Annotated in this window: 19 protein-coding genes; 7 read left to right on the top strand and 12 right to left on the bottom strand. The window is 68.1% G+C overall.

Annotated elements, in window-relative coordinates:
• Nucleotides 1-9 precede the first annotated feature (9 nt).
• The 6 genes from pdxR to ABUL08_RS04590 form a co-directional block, all read right to left on the bottom strand.
• Entirely contained in the window at nt 10-1,548 is a 1,539-nt protein-coding gene (gene pdxR, locus ABUL08_RS04615; RefSeq protein WP_350934823.1) for a MocR-like pyridoxine biosynthesis transcription factor PdxR, read from the bottom strand.
• A 122-nt stretch (nt 1,549-1,670) separates the two neighbouring features.
• On the bottom strand, nt 1,671-2,495 hold the full coding sequence (locus tag ABUL08_RS04610) for an acyl-CoA synthetase family protein (RefSeq protein WP_350934822.1): 825 nt from the start codon (nt 2,493-2,495) through the stop codon (nt 1,671-1,673).
• Nucleotides 2,482-3,849, bottom strand: a complete 1,368-nt coding sequence (locus ABUL08_RS04605; protein WP_350934820.1) for an aldehyde dehydrogenase family protein — start codon at nt 3,847-3,849, stop codon at nt 2,482-2,484. The genes ABUL08_RS04610 and ABUL08_RS04605 overlap by 14 nt, the downstream gene beginning before the upstream one ends.
• A complete protein-coding gene (locus ABUL08_RS04600; RefSeq protein WP_350934818.1) occupies nt 3,849-4,922 on the bottom strand; it encodes a hypothetical protein in 1,074 nt (357 codons plus the stop codon). Before ABUL08_RS04600 ends, ABUL08_RS04605 begins: the two co-directional genes overlap by 1 nt.
• A gap of 48 nt (nt 4,923-4,970) precedes the next feature.
• Nucleotides 4,971-5,816 carry an SDR family NAD(P)-dependent oxidoreductase gene (locus tag ABUL08_RS04595; protein ID WP_350934817.1) on the bottom strand — a complete coding sequence of 282 codons (846 nt, stop codon included), beginning with the start codon at nt 5,814-5,816 and terminating at the stop codon, nt 4,971-4,973.
• Nucleotides 5,817-5,871: 55 nt separating this feature from the next.
• Nucleotides 5,872-6,498: an FMN-dependent NADH-azoreductase gene (locus ABUL08_RS04590; protein ID WP_350934815.1), complete on the bottom strand. Its 627-nt coding sequence runs from the start codon at nt 6,496-6,498 to the stop codon at nt 5,872-5,874.
• A gap of 591 nt (nt 6,499-7,089) precedes the next feature.
• Between ABUL08_RS04590 and ABUL08_RS04585 the strand changes: the two genes are divergently transcribed.
• Nucleotides 7,090-8,376, top strand: a complete 1,287-nt coding sequence (locus ABUL08_RS04585) for a cation:proton antiporter domain-containing protein (RefSeq protein WP_350934813.1) — start codon at nt 7,090-7,092, stop codon at nt 8,374-8,376.
• A 437-nt stretch (nt 8,377-8,813) separates the two neighbouring features.
• Here ABUL08_RS04585 and ABUL08_RS04580 read toward each other — a convergent pair whose 3' ends face one another.
• The 3 genes from ABUL08_RS04580 to ABUL08_RS04570 all read right to left on the bottom strand — a co-directional run bounded on the left by ABUL08_RS04580 (nt 8,814) and on the right by ABUL08_RS04570 (nt 10,775).
• A complete protein-coding gene (locus ABUL08_RS04580) occupies nt 8,814-9,248 on the bottom strand; it encodes a hypothetical protein (protein WP_350934811.1) in 435 nt (144 codons plus the stop codon).
• 4 nt (nt 9,249-9,252) lie between these two features.
• Nucleotides 9,253-9,570, bottom strand: a complete 318-nt coding sequence (locus ABUL08_RS04575; protein WP_350938494.1) for an MmcQ/YjbR family DNA-binding protein — start codon at nt 9,568-9,570, stop codon at nt 9,253-9,255.
• Nucleotides 9,571-9,782: 212 nt separating this feature from the next.
• Nucleotides 9,783-10,775: a glycine betaine ABC transporter substrate-binding protein gene (locus tag ABUL08_RS04570; RefSeq protein ID WP_350934809.1), complete on the bottom strand. Its 993-nt coding sequence runs from the start codon at nt 10,773-10,775 to the stop codon at nt 9,783-9,785.
• Nucleotides 10,776-10,950: 175 nt separating this feature from the next.
• Between ABUL08_RS04570 and ABUL08_RS04565 the strand changes: the two genes are divergently transcribed.
• From ABUL08_RS04565 to ABUL08_RS04540, 6 genes are all read left to right on the top strand, one after another.
• Nucleotides 10,951-11,376 carry a PPOX class F420-dependent oxidoreductase gene (locus tag ABUL08_RS04565; RefSeq protein WP_350934807.1) on the top strand — a complete coding sequence of 142 codons (426 nt, stop codon included), beginning with the start codon at nt 10,951-10,953 and terminating at the stop codon, nt 11,374-11,376.
• 132 nt (nt 11,377-11,508) lie between these two features.
• On the top strand, nt 11,509-12,705 hold the full coding sequence (locus ABUL08_RS04560; RefSeq protein ID WP_350934806.1) for an ABC transporter substrate-binding protein: 1,197 nt from the start codon (nt 11,509-11,511) through the stop codon (nt 12,703-12,705).
• 30 nt (nt 12,706-12,735) lie between these two features.
• Complete coding sequence (locus tag ABUL08_RS04555; protein ID WP_350934804.1) at nt 12,736-13,623, top strand: branched-chain amino acid ABC transporter permease; 888 nt, start codon at nt 12,736-12,738, stop codon at nt 13,621-13,623.
• On the top strand, nt 13,620-14,594 hold the full coding sequence (locus tag ABUL08_RS04550; RefSeq protein WP_350934802.1) for a branched-chain amino acid ABC transporter permease: 975 nt from the start codon (nt 13,620-13,622) through the stop codon (nt 14,592-14,594). Before ABUL08_RS04555 ends, ABUL08_RS04550 begins: the two co-directional genes overlap by 4 nt.
• The gene (locus tag ABUL08_RS04545; RefSeq protein ID WP_350934801.1) at nt 14,591-15,349 is read left to right on the top strand and encodes an ABC transporter ATP-binding protein; all 759 of its coding nucleotides are present in this window, start codon (nt 14,591-14,593) and stop codon (nt 15,347-15,349) included. Before ABUL08_RS04550 ends, ABUL08_RS04545 begins: the two co-directional genes overlap by 4 nt.
• On the top strand, nt 15,330-16,031 hold the full coding sequence (locus ABUL08_RS04540) for an ABC transporter ATP-binding protein (protein WP_350934799.1): 702 nt from the start codon (nt 15,330-15,332) through the stop codon (nt 16,029-16,031). The genes ABUL08_RS04545 and ABUL08_RS04540 overlap by 20 nt, the downstream gene beginning before the upstream one ends.
• A gap of 6 nt (nt 16,032-16,037) precedes the next feature.
• Here ABUL08_RS04540 and ABUL08_RS04535 read toward each other — a convergent pair whose 3' ends face one another.
• The 3 genes from ABUL08_RS04535 to ABUL08_RS04525 form a co-directional block, all read right to left on the bottom strand.
• The gene (locus ABUL08_RS04535; protein ID WP_350938492.1) at nt 16,038-16,613 is read right to left on the bottom strand and encodes a DNA-3-methyladenine glycosylase I; all 576 of its coding nucleotides are present in this window, start codon (nt 16,611-16,613) and stop codon (nt 16,038-16,040) included.
• A gap of 2 nt (nt 16,614-16,615) precedes the next feature.
• The gene (locus ABUL08_RS04530) at nt 16,616-17,476 is read right to left on the bottom strand and encodes an arylamine N-acetyltransferase family protein (protein ID WP_350934797.1); all 861 of its coding nucleotides are present in this window, start codon (nt 17,474-17,476) and stop codon (nt 16,616-16,618) included.
• 87 nt (nt 17,477-17,563) lie between these two features.
• Complete coding sequence (locus ABUL08_RS04525) at nt 17,564-18,166, bottom strand: mycothiol-dependent nitroreductase Rv2466c family protein (RefSeq protein WP_350938490.1); 603 nt, start codon at nt 18,164-18,166, stop codon at nt 17,564-17,566.
• Between the last annotated feature and the right edge of the window lie 27 nt (nt 18,167-18,193).

Below are 18,193 nucleotides of genomic sequence, written 5' to 3'. Positions count from 1 at the left end.
CGGGCTACCTCATATGCTCTTCCGCAATACAGTTGGACCGCTAGTGCGCGCACGGGCGTTGAACTGCTCTACAACCGTCGCCAACCGATCCACACCGGAAAGGATTTTCTCAGGTGGCGTGGCAGCGTAGCCGAGGACGAGACCCCGCCCCGCGCCTTCGATCTCGTCGCCGAACGACGACAGCGGATACACCCGCAGCCGCAATTCTCTGCTCATTCGAGCCAAGCGCTGGTCATCGACCGCGCTGGCAAGGTTCGCAACGAGGTGCGTACCCCGGGGCGCGGTGTCGATCGTGACAAAACCGTCGAGCTTCGTGCGCAGGGCATCGACCAGAGTGCTGCCGCGTTCCCGATAGACGTCCCTCATGCGTCGTACATGCCGGGCGAGATGGTTGGCCTCGATGAACTCGGCGAGCGCGGCCTGGGTAAGAATGTTGAGGGAGTTGACGGTCGCCCGTTGCACCACCGTGACGATGTCCACGAGGTCGGGCGGCACCACCAGATAGGCCAGGCACAGGCCTGGAAACAGCACCTTGCTGAAGGTGCCGACGTAGATGACCCGACCGTGCTCGTCAGCCTGATGCAGCGGCGGCCCAGGGTTGTCCGCCCAGAACTCGCCGTCGTAGTCGTCCTCGATGATCCAACCGTCGTTGTCCCTGGCCCATGCCAGCAACTCGCGACGACGCGCAGTGGACATGCGGATAGACAGTGGGAACTGGTTGTTAGGCGTCACCAGCGCCATCCGCGCGTCGGGATATCGTTCCTGACCGACGGCGATGCGCATCCCCTCGCCGTCGACCGGCACCGGGCATGTGTCGGCGCCCGCGGCGTGCAGCGCACCGCGGATCGCCTGCAGTCCCGGATCCTCCACCAGGGCCTTCTCCCCGGGCTCCAACAACGTCAGCGCCGTCACGTGCACGGCGATCTGCGCACTCGGCTGGATAATCACCTGCTCAGGAGTGCAGCGCACACCCCGCATGAGCCCGAGCATGGCCGCGATGCCCTTCCGTAGGGGCCAGTAGCCGGCCGGGTCGCGGTGCGTGTACAGGGCGCTCGTCAGCTGGTGGGACTTGCTGAACATGATTTGGCCCCAGACCTTGGAGGGAAAGAGGTCCAGGGCGGGCATTCCGAGAGTGAACGGTCGATCCGGATAGCGCAGCTGATCGTGCGCCGGCGTGAAGAAGGCGGCAGCCTCGGCCATGCGACGCGCCGCCCGGGTGATCCGCACGGGTGTCTGCGCGGCCGGTCGAGCCGGCAGCGCCTCCAGCTCCTGAACGCTCTCCCGCGTCGCTACCCGCGTCCCGGATCCCACCCGACCGTCGAGGTAACCCTCGGCGAGGAGCCGGTCATATGCGACAAGCACCGTGTTGCGGGAAACCCCCAGTTCCTTCGCCAGCGTCCTGGTAGCAGGCAGGCGGGTGCCCGGGGCGAGCTGTCCCGCCTCGATACTCCACCTAAGCTGCTCATACAACTGCTGGTAGAGCGGCGCTGCCGAAAGACGGTCGATGAGGAATCCGCTTCCCGGCAGTGCGGGAGACTCTCGTGGCATACATTCGTCCCTTGCCCGTTCGGGCGAGCTCGGCAGTGCGTTTGTTTCCCGGCCCGCTCTGGAAATCCATCCCCGCGCCTACCGACTGTAGAAAATAGTAGCCGTGCCTCCAACATAGCTAATCAAGAGAGCACTGCGGACCTCTCGGGCGGAGCGGTTTCCGACACAAGCTCATGCAGTCGCGCTAAATTGTCCACGATGTACGGCAGGGGATCGGCCGATCGGTCCGAAGATCCGCTCGGCCGGTGGACTCCCATTTCCGGCATCGGGCTGAGCAACGAGGAGGCGGCCGGACGATGAGCGGTGAGATCGACGACACCACCTGCCAGCAGGGTCCGGTAGGTGGCCAGTTGCCCGGTAAGACTACTGAGCGCACCGCCGGCGGCTGACCGCCGACCGCCCTGCTGGCGTACCGCCGTGTCCAGGGCGAAGCCGGTGAGCGCGACCACGAGCGGTGACCGACCCGAGTCCAAGTACGCGATCTTGCAGACATCATCCTGATCCGAGCAGATGCTGGGCCTGACGGTCGCCGTCGCCGGCTCTGCCAGGTCGACGGTCAGTACCCGGTAGCGGGGTTGCACGCCGATCAGCCTCTCGTGGCACTCCAGCACCGCGGCGCCCGTGGCGTCGGTCAACACGATGTCAGGGTCGCCCAGCAGGTCCGCCGACCATGGACTCGTGGTCTGGATGGGCGTGGAGATCACCACCGCGCCGACGATCAGGCCGGCGAGCAGCGCAACCAGCCCTTCCGCGCTGCCCATCGTCAGGATGGCCAGACGGATCTGCGCCCCTTCACCAGACTCACCGATCCGCCCCGCCAGCGTCGCCGCCTGACGGCACAGGTCGCCGTAGGTGATCGTCGACTCGCTCTGATTGGGCAGCTGGAAGCGCACGGCTCGACCAGTGGCCCACCACCCGTCGGCGAGCAAATCCTCAAGCCAACGCATGATCCCTCGCTCCCGTCGATACGACGCCCTTGGCCTGGAGAAGGAACATGGACAGATTCCCCTCGTGCGGGATACCGGGCGCGGAATCCCAGGGCAACGTAAGCCCCCAGGTGACCTTACGGATGGTCGGATCGGCCACCGCGTCGGCCCGAAGACCGACGTCGTCGGTCAACAGGTTGACCACCAGCGCACCGCCGAGAGGGGCAGCGCCGTCCTCGCGCTGCCAGGGAGCCACCACGACGAAGGGGAACGGTAGCTCCACCCCCACCGCCGCATGACGCGGGTCGGTGGTCGACAGGACCGTCGGGACGGGCCGGTACGACCCGTCGTCCAACCGCACCACCGGGCCCCCACCCGCCGTGTGTACGGTCAACTCGCCCGCCAGCCCCGTCATCTGACGGGTCAACGACTCGGCGCGGACGGCGTCGACGACGGGCAGGGTGGCGTCGACAGCCGTGACCTCCGGGCTGTCCAGGGCGTCGAAGCGAGCGGCCAGGGCGTCGGCGACCTCCCGGGGGTCCTGCGAGGTCAGCACCAGGGAGATGTTGTTGCACCGAGTTCCTCCGTCGTACGCGGCACTGACCGTGAGGTGCTCGAGCACGTCGGTCGTCAACGTCCGGTCGAGCAACGCCCGGCTGCGGCCGGGCCCTCGAGTGGTGACCGACGCGCTGCCGGACCAGCGTGCGACGGCGTCACTGCCGCCATAGACGATGCCCCGGTCAGCCGCCTCCAGCAGATACTCCCCCACCGGGCGCTCGCACGGCAGGAAGGAGATCCGGTGCGGCGGCAGACCGGCCTCGATCAGGGCGACGGCGAGCCGCCGGGCGGTGAAGGGCTCCCGCGTGCCCGGCCGCACGATCACGCTGTAGCCCAGCGCCAGCGCATGCAGCCAGGCGTCGTTGGGCGCCGGATGGTTACTGGCCATCACCGCGGTGAAGAGCCGTCCGGCCGGCACCCATGCTGTTTGATAGCCGTCACCGATCCGGGGGTCGGGCAGCTCGCCGCGCACTGTGAGAGGCAGCTGGGTGATACTCCGCACGATGTCGGCGCGGGCGTTGCGGATCGTGACGCGGGGCAGGCCAGCGGCGAGGGCGACCCGCCGCTCGTACTCGAGGGGCGATTCCCCATCGAGGTCCGCCGTAGCGAAGAGCTGCCCCGCCCGCAGTAGCAGTTCATGGTCGATCGGCCGTCCGTCGGCCGCCCGCCTGGCCTGGGTGACCGCCGCCAGGGCCATCAGCCTGGGCGCAAGCCCTACCTCGGCCAGCGTGCCTCCTCGCACGTCGGTGAGCCAGGTGCGGTCGAGACTGCGGACGGTGCGACCGCACACGATCGGTTCCACCACGGCATCAGCCACTAGTACACCCCCTCGATGACCCGCACGTCACCGACGGCGGCGACGGTGCCGACCTCGGCTAGACCGTCGACAGCGCCGTGGTCGGCCGGCTCCACCCGCACTGCGGTGTCGCGCTCGATGACATTGGGGAGGAACATCTCTTCGCTGACGAGACTGAGCCGGACGCGGCCCCGCTGTCCGTACTCCACGACCGCGCCGTCGTCATCGACGACGTCAATGCGCACCGATTCCGCGTACGGCTCGAACACGCACAGATGGGTGTCATCGTGGCGTCGTGGTCGCTGGGGTGCCACGCCCATCAGCGTGTTGCCGTAGATCCCCACAATCGTCTTCTCCGGGAAGAAGAGCTCCTCCACCTGCCGAAGGCTTTCCGAGCTGAACGACGTGCCGGCCCAGATGATCGTTTCGACGTTACGCTCGACCAAGGCGTGAAGCTCCGCGTCGGCGCAGATGGCCTCGATGAGCGGTGGCGTGGTGCTGAGAACCTTGATCGGTTGTGACCGCAACACCTCCGCCGCCTGGTCGAGCAGGTGCCGCACATACCGCTTGACGATGTCGACGTCACCGGATGCCACGAGCTTCTTCACCCACCGGGGGTCGAAGTCCACAGTGTGGAACATGCCCTTGCCCAGGGCCGCGTAGCGGGAGCAGTCATAGGCGAAGACATGCGGACCGGTAGGGCCGAGGTGTAACCAGTTGGCTGGCTCCGGGATGTGGTGGGCGCGCAGCCGTCCCATCGCCCAGGACAGCAACCGCCGCCGGTATTCGCGGTCGACGATCCGCTTGGGCGCCCCGCTGGTGCCGCCCGATTCGTACACCTGGAACCCCGTGCCCCGCAGGCCTCGGGGTATCAGCTCATCAACCGGGACATGCCGCAGCTCGTCGGTGAGGTCGGGAAAGCGCAGCAGTCCGGCCGCGTCGTTGACGTCCGTGAGGGGATCGAAGTCGAGCTTGGCTCGCTGCTGCAACCAGAACGTGGACCCCGTTTCGGGGTCGAAGTGCCATCGCAAGAGACGTCGCACCCGCTCGTCGAACGTTTCGACACGTTCGTCGGCCATGGTCACCGTATCCATCGTTACTCCTCCTCGATCCGCTGGTGCGACAGGAGCCGTCGCGCCGCCTCAGCGGGCGGCGGCCGCCGGCTGCGGGTAGGACATCGACAGACCCGTCTCCCGGGTGGCCTCGAGCTCACTCGTCACCTCGGCCAGCTTCTCGCCGATTCGCGCGACCGAGTCCGCGCCGAGCGGAAGGCGGAAGGAGGGCTGAGGATCGGTACCGAGCTCGATGATGGCCGCAGCGGCCTTGACCGGATCGCCGGCCTGCGCGTGATTGTGCGCTGCGGACCAGGTGCGGATCTTCCCGGATGTGCCGGCGTAGTCGTCGAACTCGCGGCTTGCCAGACGCAGCGACGAGGGGTCGAGGAAGTCGGTACGGAACAGGCCGGGCTCCACCAAGCACACCTGAATGCCAAGCGGCTCCAACTCCAGGCGCAGGGACTCACTGAGGCCTTCCACCGCAAACTTGGTAGCGGCGTAGATACCCCAGCCCATCTTGGCGCTGAAGCCGAGCACCGAGCTGATGTTCAGGATCCGGCCTCGACGCTGCCGGCGCATCACCGGCAGCACGTTGCGCGTCACGTTCAGCAGGCCGAACACGTTGGTGTCGAACACCGCCCGCGTCTCGACGTCCGTGGCCTCCTCCACAGCGCCAAGCAGCCCTCGCCCGGCGTTGTTGACCAGTACGTCGATGGCACCGAAACTCTCCACCGCCGCGACCGCGGCGCGCGCGGCCTGGGACTGGTCGGTAACGTCGAGCGGGACCACAAGCAAACGGTCGGACTGCGGCAGATGGGCCAGGCTACTTGTGTCGCGGGCCGTCGCGACGACCTGTTCGCCTTGCGCCAACAGCTGGCGAACGATCTCTAGGCCGAGGCCCCGAGAGGCGCCAGTGACGAACCAGACGGACATGCTCTTTCCCCTTCTGTGCGAGCCGGAGTGCGATGCGACCTCGGTCGCCGCGCGGTCAGATGGTGTGGGCGGCCTTCCTGGCCTCCTCGCGTGCGCGGTTGAGGTCCGCGGCGAGCGATCGGGTGAAGTCGGTGGGCCGCAGGTGCACCTCGATGACGGGATCGACGCCGAGAAATGCCAGCCAGTGGTTGAAGTAGGCGGCTTGGAAGTCGACGCCGAACGACGGAGGACAGCCTGGCGTGTAGACGCCGCTGGTGTATACGACACAGGCCCGTCGACCGGCGAGTAGGCCCCGGTAACCGTGCTGCCGATCGAGCCGGAACGTCAGGCCCGGTTGGGTCACAATGTCGATGAAGTGCTTGAGCAGGTAGGGAATTCCAAAATTCCACATGGGCACGGAGAACAGATAGTGGTCGGCGTCAGTGAAGCGACGCACGAGGTCGCGGGTCCGCTGCCAGGCCAATGCCTCCTCACCCACGCTCGGCGAGCCGGACATGGCGTTCTTCTTCGCTGCCACCGCGGGGGCGCCCACCGGCGGCAGGGCAGTCGTGGAGAGGTCCAGAACGTCCAAGGCCATGTCGGGATACCGCTCACGGAATGCGTCGGCAAACGCGTCGGCCACCGACGACGACCGGCTGCGAGGGCCGGTCGGGGACGCCTTGACGTACAGCAGTCGCGTCACCTCTGACCCTCTGACCGGTCAGGGCAACGTAGAGTCACCTTCGGTAGGCCCCGATGGCAGCGGACGGTCGAGACAGTTCCCATAGATGCACTCTCCGTGGCAACGGGGGAACGGAACGTCAGGAAGATTAACCCACCCGCTGCGGGGCAGCCAGAGCCATTTTTTGATCCCCCACAGTGCCACTGACACGCCCCTCTGCCAGGAGTGATTCCAAGAAGTTGCGGATCGGGCACTAAGCGTAATCTACCAGCGCGCTAGGAAATCGGGCCATAGGCGACAATCACAGCAATGGCCCACGCCGCAAAGACTTACAGCAGCCTTACGCCTAGATGTCGGCAAGCCGACCCTCCAATCACGAGTCGGCATTCGACCCTCCCTGCCAGCAGAAATGCTAAGCGACAAATCGGCGAGCAATGGGCGCTTTCCGATCGACGAGAACCAACCTGGCAGACCCATGCTGCTCGCCGAAAATGGCCCCCTCCTCCTGGCAAACATGGACATGGCGGCGCGTAGACACCACTGCTACGGTCTGTAGCTCCGCGCCGCCGGGACAGCGGCGGCAACTTTCTCCCGTGACGAACCGGAGACCTCATGAAGTCCGTAGCCACCCCGACCGAACTCACTGCCGCGATCGTGATGGCCGACATCGCCTTCATCCTCCTGGTGGCCCACCTGTTCGGAGGTATCGCCCGACGCCTAGGCCAACCCGTGGTGATCGGCGAGATCATCGCCGGCATCGCACTGGGCCCGAGCCTGCTCGGCCTACTCCCCGGCGACCTGACCCACGTCCTTTTCCCCACGGCGGCGCGGCCCTACCTCTCGGCCATATCCCAGGTCGGACTCCTGCTGTTCATGTTCCTGATCGGGTGGGAGTTCGACCGGAGCATGATCGCGCGACGCAAAACCCTCACCCTCTCCGTCTCGGTCTCCTCCATCGCCCTCGCCTTCACCCTCGGCATCGGGCTGGCCGGCATCATCTACCACCGGCACTCGACCGTCGCCGGCAAGCACGTCCCCTTCCTCGCCTTCGCCCTGTTCCTCGGCGCCGCGATGGCCATCACCGCTTTCCCGGTCCTCGCCCGGATCCTGCGCGACCGCCGCCTGTCGCACACCCCCCTCGGCATGCTGGCCCTGGCGAGCGCCGCCATTGACGACGTGCTGGCATGGTGCATTCTCGCCGTGGTCGCCGCGGTGGCCACAGCCCGCGACACCACGGACCTCATCCAGGTCGTGCTCATGTCCGCCTGCTACGTCGCGGTCATGGCTCTCGTCGTACGCCCCGCGCTGGCCGCCCTCGTCCGTCGGATCGGCCCGAACACCTACCAGCTCGCGGCTATCACCGCCGCCGGCGTCTTCCTCTCCTCCTACGCCACCACCTGGGTCGGCATCCACGCCATCTTCGGTGCCTTCGCCTTCGGGTTCGTCATGCCCCGACAGCCCGTGGAACCGCTGAGCAAGCACATCCGCGTGCCATTCGAGAACATCGGCCTGGTCCTGCTGCCGGTCTTCTTCATTGTCACCGGCCTGGGTGTCGACATCGCCGCGCTCACCGTGACCAACTTCCTCGAGCTCGCCGCGATCATCCTCGTCGCCTGCCTCGGCAAGATGGCCGGCGCCACCCTTCCCGCCCGAGCCTTCGGGCTGCCGTGGCGGGACGCGCGCCGACTGGGCATCCTCATGAACACCCGAGGACTCACCGAACTGATCGTGCTCAACATCGGCGTCTCCCTGAGCGTGTTGGACAGTCAGATGTTCACCATGATGGTGATCATGGCGCTCGTCACCACCGCCATGGCCGGCCCCCTGCTGCAGTCGCACACGCCGTCCCACGAGGACGCCCCGACCATGCCCACCGAGGCCCTACAAACCAGCAGGTGAACGACCACCAAGACCGCAACAGCACGAGAGAGTTACAACGGACGAATCGAATCCCGCCCTGGCCACCACCGATGCCCGGCCAGGGCGGGGTGACCCGCTCACCCATACGACCACATCCGCAGCACCGACGAAGCCACGCGACCACGACGCGACCGACGATGACGTGGTCAGGTCAGAAGGCACCTCACCATGCCTGCCGCCACCTCCGACCATCACTGATCGACGCCTTTCCGAAGCCCGGACTTCAGTCGCGACGATCCACAGCAGCAGTTCGCGCGTCGCCAGCTCCGGAAACCACTGGCTCACTCACAGGGCTGCTGGTCTGGGTGCTGCTTCGCCGACCCTGCGGACAGGCCGACACCAGTCGGTCCGCCGGGCGCACCAGCCGGCACCGGCTGCCGTCCCACCGGTGTCGGGCCGACAGCGGACACTCGGGATCAGGCGAGCGCGTGCCGCCGCCACAGCTGGTGGACCTGCTCCTCGGCGCTGGCAGGCACCCCCGTTCCGGATGTGAACACGTAACTCCAGGCGACACCCGGGGCCTCCGTTTTCAGCACATACGGCTCGATCCGGCTCTCCACAGGCAGCAACGCATCCCACACCACATCCACGAAGTTGGTGGTCAGCGCGGGGTCCTGGTCGTGCGGGCCGGAATACGGCGCCCGAGTCACGACCGCGTGCCCGACCAAGCCGCGCCGTTGACCCTGCAGTAGCAGCCAGGCATCCGCACCCAGCGGAATATTCACCCGCCGACCCACCGTCCAAGAACCCGCCAGCGTGCGCTGCGGAGACACCCGCCCCGTCAACTCCTCGTAACTCGGCGTCCACCCGTTCCACCGCTGCGGATTCCAACCCAGGATGATCGCTGCCATCCGGCTACCGTCCCTGCTCTTGCACACCGGCGTCGTAGAGCGCCACGAGCCGCTTCGGCGCCGCTCGTCGCCATCCCTCCACCACCAGGTCGCGGATCTCGTGCGGGTCCGCGGAAGCGAGCTGCGCGCGGACCCAGCCGAACCGGCCGAAGTAGTCCGCGGGGTCGTAGACGTCCGGATCGGCTGCCATCAACTCCGCTAGGTCCTCCTTAGACGCCCTGATGATCGCGACTACACCGTCAGCGGATGTACTGGCGAAGATCTTGTCGCGGACGCGGAACGTAGGATGTCCCCACGTCTCCTGTTCCACGGCTTCCGGCATCTCGAGGGCAAACTCTCGCACTTGTTCAGGAGTGAGCACCGTCAATTCTTTCCGTGTGGGCGAACCGAGGAGGCCGCAGCGGAATGGCATCGACCATTAGACGACCGATGCCCTGGACTGCGTGAACGGACGCGCCGGTCATAGGTCCGGCAACGGAGCGCGGCGACACCTCGGGGGGGAACCCGGGATGTCGCCGCGCGGCATGGCTGTCCTCACGAGGTCGGGGACAGGGCGCCGTCCGAGGAGAACACGAGCCCGACGCTGGCCGCGCCGCTGCGTAGGGCGTTCTTGGTCTGAGGGCCGCCCGCGTCGAGCGAGCTGAACGAGCCTGCCGAGAAGCGGTAGGTCGCGACGAGACCCGCTTGACACTTCGGCCGCTGCGGACACTCAGGCGGCCCGGCCAGCACGGTGGCGCTGCCCGAGCAGACCCGGGCCAGATCGGACAGGGTTCGCACCCTGTAACGGTCGGCGAAAGCCCGAGTGACCGCGAACGCGTTCTGGTCCTGCGCCGCGGAAGGCTTCCCGAACACGAGGTGCCGTCGCTGGCCCAACGCGGTCAGGGCCGAGTAGGTTCTGGTCAGATCCGGACTCGACACCGCGGTAGCGCCCGTACCGTTGATGCGGGTGTTGAGGAACTCGGCAAGCGTCGCCGCGTACTCCGGCACGACATGCACCTGCCCCTTCTCCAGTGCCGGCTCGTACAGTTCCCGGTTACCAATCTGCTGCACCCGCACCTCGAACCCGGCAGCGGCCAGGACGAGTCGGTACAGCTCGGCCAACGTCTGGCTCTCGCTGAAGTTCGCTGCCCCGACCACTACCCGGCCTGCCGCTCCCGTCCCGGCGCCGGTGGCAAGCTGCTTTTCGCGGGCGAAGCGCTCCGCCGCCACCCGCGGGGTCAGCCGCTCGACATCCACCGAGCGGTTGAGCGCGATCAACCCGTTGGTGTCGAGCGCAGCCGAAACCTGGTCCAGCGCGGCCACCAGCTGCGCAGAAGCCACCGGAGCATGGATCGCCGGGATGATGTTGTCGGTGTTCTGCAGCTTCTTGTCATCAGCCAGAACAATCAAATCCTGGCCGGCGACGGGAGCGCAGCCTGCGCCGGACGCGGCCGACGCTGGCGCCTTCGCTCCGGACGAACCCGCTCCACCGCAACCGGCGAGCACCACCGCCAGAGCTACCCCGACCAACCCACCGTACGCGCGCACTAACACTCCTCGTCTGTGTCAATCTTGCGAGGAGCAGCGTCGCAGCCCGAGCCGTGCTCGTGGAATATCCACTTGTCCCCACCTGACGGGGCCACTTGCCCGCCCTGACGGTCGGTCACCGATAAGGAGCCGAACGGTCTGGCGGACAGTCGCCCGGAACTGCATGCTGGCAGGCATGCCACAGATGTCCCGCCAGGAAGCCATGACCTTTCTCGCCTACGGCACCCGCACCGGCAAGCTCGCCACCACCTCACCGGCGGGCATCCCGCACGTCGCCCCTATCTGGTTCGTCGTCGTCGACGGGATGCTGGTGTTCACCACCGGAGCGGACACTGTCAAAGGGCGTAACCTGCGCACCGGTGGCCACGCCGCGCTGTGCGTGGACACCGAGGAGTACCCGTACGACTTCGTCACCGTGCGCGGCGAGGTGGAGGTCTCCTCCGACGCCCCCGACCTGCTGGCCTGGACCACCCGCATCGCCAGCCGCTACGTCCCCGCCGGCCAGGAGGAGTCGTACGGACGCCGCAACGCCGTCCCTGGCGAACTGCTGTGTCGCCTGACCCCCCACCGGGTGACTGGCGCCACCGACATCGCCCTGTGACGCGGTGCCGGCCGTAGGTCCCTCTCCGCGAGTGGTTCCGGGCCAGCCCGCCATGTGGCTCTGGCCGCCTGCTCGACCCGGCCCCTACCTTCAGGCCACTAATCCTGCTCGATGTGTTTCGAGGAGTTGGCCATGGCTGGGATCAACCGGAGGGCCCTGCTGGGAATCGCCGCAGGCCTGGGCGCGGCGGGAATCGCGGGCTGCGGAAACAGCCTCGACGCCGCCGCGGCCCGCAGCGACGACAACGCGATCAAGGTCGGTCTCGTCATTCCACAGGCCGGGGTGTACACCCCGCTGGGCTTGGACATTCAGCGCGGCTGGGACCTCTGGCTGCGGCAGCACGACGGCAAGCTGGGCGGACGCCGGGTCACGACAGTCGTGGCGGACGAGGGCGAAGGACCACAGACCGGAGTCCCCGCCGTCCAAAAGCTGCTCCAGAACGACCAGGTCGACGTGCTGGTCGGCATTGTCAGCTCAGCGACCGCCCTCGGCGTCCGCGACCTCGTCACCAGCGCCCGCAAGCTGCTCCTCATCGCCAACGCCGGAGCGGGCGCCATCACCACCGGCAACAGCAGCCCCTACATCTGGCGCACCTCGTTCACCAACGCCCAGGTCGCGGCCGCCATGGGCGCTCACCTCGCCGGCAGTGACGTCCGCCGGGCCTACGCGATCGCGCCCGACTACGTCGCCGGCACCGAGGCCATCAACGGCTTCAGCAAGGCCTACCGGGCCGGAGGCGGCACAATCGCCGGTCAGAGCCAACCGCCGTTCGGCAAGACCCAGGACTACCAGCCGTTCCTCAGCCGCATCCAGTCCTCCGGCGCACAGGGCACCTTTTGCTTCTTCGGCGGCGCTGAGTCTGTGGCCTTCGTGAAGCAGTACAGCCAGTTTGGGGTGTCCCGCACCATCCCGCTGTACGCGTCGGGGTTCCTCGTCGAAGGCGGCGTGCTGAAGGCCCAGGGCGACGCCGCGGACGGGATCTTGTCGACCCTGCACTACACCTCCGAACTCGATAATCCCGCCAACACCGCGTTCGCCCAAGCGTTCCGATCCGCCTACGGCGCCGCACCCACGGTGTACGCGGTGCAGGCCTGGGACGCGGCTGCAGTGCTGTCCCGAGCGGTCGCGCAAGTGAACGCCGTCGACGGCGACCGCCTGTCCAAGGCCCTCAAGGGAGTCGGTGTCATTTCCGACAGCCCTCGCGGCCCCTGGTCGTTCGTCCAACAGTCGCCCCGGCAGAACTTCTACCTGCGCCGGGTGCAAACCAATGCGGGTGAGCGGGTCAACGCGGTGATCAAGGACCTCGGCCCCCTCGACCCCCAGTCGTAGCGACGCGTACCGCCGGACGGAGCATCCACGATGCCCACTACGCAGATCGCCGTGACGGCGATGGTGAACGGCCTGGCCGTCGGGCTCCTTCTGTTCATCATCGCCGCCGGCCTGTCTCTGATCTTCGGCATGATGGACGTGCTGAACCTCGCTCACGGGTCCCTCTTCCTCACCGGCGCCTACCTCGCCTGGTGGCTCGGCGGGGAACAGCAGACCTGGCCGTCGCTCGCCCGAGCCGTCGTCGCCGTGATCGTCGTCGGGGCGGCGGCCGGTGGGCTGCTGTCGCTGATGACCGCGCCGTTGTCCCGCCGCTCACATCTGGAGCAGGCACTGCTCACCCTCGGCATAGCCCTCGTCGCCGCCGACATCCTGTCGGCGCTGTTCGGCGACGATGTCCACGCGACCGAGCCGCCACCGGGTCTCGGGGGCACGGTGGTCATCGCCGGCTGGACCTACCCCCGCTATCGACTGGTCCTCATCGGGGTCGCCGCGCTGATCACCGTCGGGGTGTACTGGACCATCGAGCGGACCTCCATGGGCGCCCTGTTCCGGGCGACGGTCAGCGACCGGGATATGGTCGCCACCACCGGCGTGGACCCCCGCCTCGTGCGAGTCGGCGTGTTCGTGCTCGGCTCGGTGCTGGCCACCGTCGCCGGGCTGCTCGGCGCACCCATCTACCACGCGCGCCCCGGCCTCGACACCACGATTCTCGTGCTCGCCCTGGTCGTCGTGGTGGTCGGCGGACTCGGCTCCATCCGCGGGCCGCTCGTCGCGGCGCTGCTGTTCGGCCAGATCGAGTCCGTGGGACGGGCTGTCCTGCCCGGGCTGGCATCCTTCCTGCTCTTCGGCACGCTCGCCGCCGTGCTGGCCGTGCGGCCCCGCGGCCTGTTCGTCCTCACCTCGGGAGCGCGACGATGACAGCCGCCGCTCGCACGGACAACACCACACACTTGCGAACCCGACGCGCCGCCCGGACGGCGACAGTGATCGCAGGCCCCTCGCTCGTGCTGGCCGCTGCGCCGCTGTACCTGGCTCCGTACGCGACGACCACACTCACCCGCATCCTCATCTTCGGGCTGCTCGCCGCCAGCCTCGACCTGCTGGTCGGCGTCGTCGGGCTGCCGTCGCTGGGACACGCGGCGTTCTTCGGGGTCGGCGCCTACGCCGCGGCCTGGACAGCCGGCCACAGCACCGCCTCCCCGATGGCGCTCGTGGTCGCCGTTCTCGCCGCCGCCGTCGTGTCCCTGGTGGCCGGATCGGTCGCCGTCCGCTCGAGCGGCGTGTTCTTCCTCATGCTGACTCTCGCCGTCGGCGAGTTGATGCAGCAGGCGGCGGACAGCTGGGCATCGGTGACGGGCGGGTCGAACGGGCTGTACGGCGTACCCGCGCCGTCGCTGTGGGGGCACGTCGTCGACCAGCCCGCGACGACGTACTGGTATGTGCTGACGTTCTTCGTCCTCGGAATGGTCGTCCTACGCCTCGCCTCCACATCGTCCCCGGGCATGGTCCTGCGGGGGGTCCGCGACAGCGAGATCCGGATGCGGGCCCTGGGATACCCGACGACGCGCGTCAAGCTCGGCGCCTTCGTCGTCGCCGGCGCCGTGGCCGGACTCGCCGGCGGGCTCCTCGCCGCCCAGCAGAGGCTCGTGACACCGGCGGACGTCGGATTCACCACCTCAGCGCTCGCGCTGCTCGCTGTGGTGATCGGCGGCACCGGCTCGTGGTGGGGTCCCTGTCTCGGGGCGGCCCTCGTCATCGTCATCCGGGACATGCTCGGCGCCAGCATCGACGGACACGGCCCCCTCGCCCTCGGGTTGATGTTCGTCCTCGTCGTCTACCTGATGCCCGCGGGAATCGCCCGCTTCCGCGCGAGGAGGAATGTGTCGTGACCGCGCTGCTCCACTGTCGCGACGTGCAGCACCGCTTCGGCGCGCTGGAGGTTCTGAGAGGTGTGCAGCTGGCGGTGACCGTCGGCGAACGGCATGCCCTGATCGGTCCGAACGGTGCCGGTAAGAGCACCCTGCTGAAACTGATCGCCGGTGAGGAGCGTCCGTCCGGCGGGTCGATCCACTACCGCGGCCAGGACATCACCCGCTATCCGGCGTACCGGCGGGCGCGCATCGGCATCGGCCGTGGTTTTCAGCATTCGACCCTTCTGGAATCGCTCTCCGCCGGACAGAACGTCGCGCTGGCGCTGACTGGCGGCCGCCTGCTGGCCCGGCAGGGCGACTGTCGCCGGCTCGCCGAGGTGGACGTGGCGCTGGGCTCCGTCGGCCTGCGCGACATGGCGCCCGTGCCGGTTGCCGCGATGTCCTACAGCCAGCGTCGCCGCTTGGAGATCGCCGTCGCGCTCGCCGCGAGACCGCAGCTCTTGCTCCTCGACGAGCCCGCGGCTGGCATGTCCGGGGAGGAACGCGGCACCCTCGTGGAGCTCCTCCGCGCGGTGCCGCCGACCGTGACGGTCGTCTTCGTCGAGCATGACCTGGACGTGGTGTTCGATGTCGCGACCCGCGTCAGCGTCCTACACCTCGGCGCGGTGCTGCTCACCGGCACAGGGCAGGAAGTGAGACGGAGCCGCGAGGTGCAGGAGGCGTATCTCGGCGGCCGGAGGGAGGAGGTACCAGGTGTTCCTCGAGGTGCGTGAGCTGTCCGCCGGCTACGGACAGGGGCGCGTGTTGCACGGCGTGGACCTGGACCTACCGGCGGGAGGCGCGCTGACTCTGCTTGGCCGCAACGGGGTCGGCAAGACCACCCTGGTGTCGACCCTGGCGGGTCTGCTGCCGCCGACCGGTGGCCGGGTGCTGCTCGACGGTCAGGACGTGACCGGGTGGCAGCCTCACCGGCTAGCCCGCGCAGGCGTCGCTTTGGTGCCGCAGGGCCGGCGCGTGTGGCCGGCGTTGACCGTTCAGGAGCATTTCGCGCTGGCTACCCGCCACGGTGGTCGTATCTGGCCGCAGGAACGCGTCTTCCAGCTGTTTCCCCGGCTGGGTCAGCGGCGCCGCCACTTCGCCGGACAGCTGTCCGGGGGCGAGCAGCAGATGCTGGCCATCGGCCGGGCCTTGGCCACAGATCCGCAGGTGGTGCTCATGGACGAGCCGTCCGAGGGCTTGGCGCCGGTGGTGGTCGACCACGTGGCCGACGCGCTGCGGGCGATGGTGCAGGCGGGTCTGACGCTGCTCCTGGTGGAGCACGACCTGCACCTCGCGCTGGACGCGGCGCAGGAGGTGGCGGTTATGGTGCGCGGACGCATCGCGCACCGTTGTCCCACCGCTGAGTTTCGCCAGGACCTGCCGACGATGCAGAAACTCCTCGGCGTTGCGGCGTGACCGCGATCACTCCCGCGCCGCGCGGTGGCAGCCGAGCAGATGGTCGTCGACCATACCGACCGCCTGCATGAAGGCATACGCGCCTACTGGCCCGATGAACCGGAACCCGCGCCGCTTCAAGTCCTTGGCCATCGCGGTGGACTCCGCCGTGCGGGCGGGCACCTCCGACGTCGATCGAGGGCGACGGCGCCGGCCGCCGGTCGGCTGGTACGACCACAGCAGCGCGTCGAGACTCTGGGGCAGGTCACAGACCAACCGCGCGTTGCTGATCGTCGCCTCGATCTTGGCCCGGTTCCGGACGATGCCGTCGGTTGCCAGCAGCCGGCTGACGTCCTCGTCGTCGTACCCTGCGATCACCTGCGGATCGAAGCCGTCGAAGCACGCGCGGAAGGTGTCGCGCTTGTGCAGGATCGTCGACCACGACAGGCCCGCCTGGAAGACCTCCAGGGCCAGGTGCTCGAACAACTGGCCGTCGTCGTGCAGGGGCCGACCCCACTCGTCATCGTGGTAGGCCATGTACACGGCGGTGCTGGTGCACCAGCCGCAGCGTCGTAGTCCGTCGGGTCCTGTGCTGATCTGCATCGTCACTCCTGCCCCATGGACCAGGATCGCTGCCTCGCAGCGGAGACGCGGTGCTGCATCCGCTGCCAGAGGTTCACCAGCGCGGCGGTGCTGCTGGCGGTGATTTCGATGCCGAAGGTGGTTTCCAACTCCCGGCGCCAGTCCTCGAAGGTGGCCAGCGCCCGCTCCTGCACGCCCGTCTCGTCGATGTGCGTCAGGACACAGTCCACCAGCGACAGCACCTGCCCCGCCTCGCGTCTGATCACGATGAACCGGCGCACGAACGTGGAGTTCGGGTCGGTCGACAAGGCGTGGTGGGCCTCGGCGAAGTCCTGCGGTTGCGCCGCCGGGTCCTCCCAGTCCATGACGGTGAACGATCCCCGGGGGTCGTGCGTGAACCGCCAGCCCCACGGCGTGCGGGCCAACTCGAAGCGAAACGGCGGCTGACTGACGACGCCGGGTTGCAGCGGCACGGGGACCAGCAGTCCGTCGCCGAGCCCGACATCGACGAACCACCGGCGGCCCTCCAGACTGACGGTCATGGCCAGGTGGTTGGAGAAGGCGACACCGCCGGGCAAGGCGGAGCCCTTCTTCACCTGCCCCCGGTGCAGCGTCACCTCAAAGCCCAGCGCCGACAGCAGCGCGGCGAAGGCCCCGTTGAGGTGGAAGCAGTAGCCGGCCTCGCCACCCGCGAGCCGCCCAGCATTGGCAACCGGATCCACGCCGGTGGGTATGCCCAGTTGGATGTCCAGGTTGTGGTAAGAGATCCGCTGAACGTGACGTTCATGGAGTCGGATCAGTGTGGTCAGACTCGGCTCCGGCCGGTCGGGCACGCCCAGCCGGGCCAGGTAGCGCGCAAGAACCTCGTCGCTAATCGGAGTCACCGCCCGATGTCCCCTTCCAGGACAGTCACCGTGCCCACGACGCGAGGACGGTGCCACCACGGCGATGGCACCGCCCTCAACGCTCCGTCAACGGGTCGCTGGTCCGCTCGTCCGGCTGCGCTTGAGCTCATAGAATCCGGGCGTTTGGGCGACCAGGAGGAAGCCGTCCCACAGGCGGGCGGCCTCCTCCCCCGTGGGTGCCGGGGTGACCACCGGCCCGAACAGCGCCACGGTCTCACCGCCCGGGATGTGCACATGGATCGTCGGCGTGCCGACGTCCAGCCCGACCGGCTGCATGCCTTCCTGATGGCTCTTGCGGACCGCGTCGTCGAGGCTCGAGTCGTCGGCCGCCGCGGCCAGCTTCGTAGGCAGTCCGCATTCCGTGAGTGCCGACTCGTACAGGCCCGGTCCGTATAGCTGGCCCTTGACGTGCCGACGGGTACCCATCGCCGTGTAGAGAAGACGGACGGCGTCCTGCCCGTGGTGCTGGTTAGCTGCCATCAGCACTCGGACCGGCCGCCGCCACGGCCCGATGTTGCGCTGGTAGAACTTGTCCACATCCTGCCGGCCCTCGTTGAGAGCCGACAGGCTCATGATGCGGAAACGGACGTCCAGGGGACGCCGCTGCTCGGCCTCCAGCAGCCAGCGCGACGCCAGCCAGGCCCACGGGCAGACAGGGTCGACGAACATGTCCACCGGGATTCGGTTCACTTCGGG

Origin of the sequence: Micromonospora sp. CCTCC AA 2012012, assembly GCF_040499845.1 — a bacterium.
GTDB lineage: Bacteria > Actinomycetota > Actinomycetes > Mycobacteriales > Micromonosporaceae > Micromonospora > Micromonospora mangrovi.
This window is presented reverse-complemented; position numbering and strand designations above follow the sequence as displayed.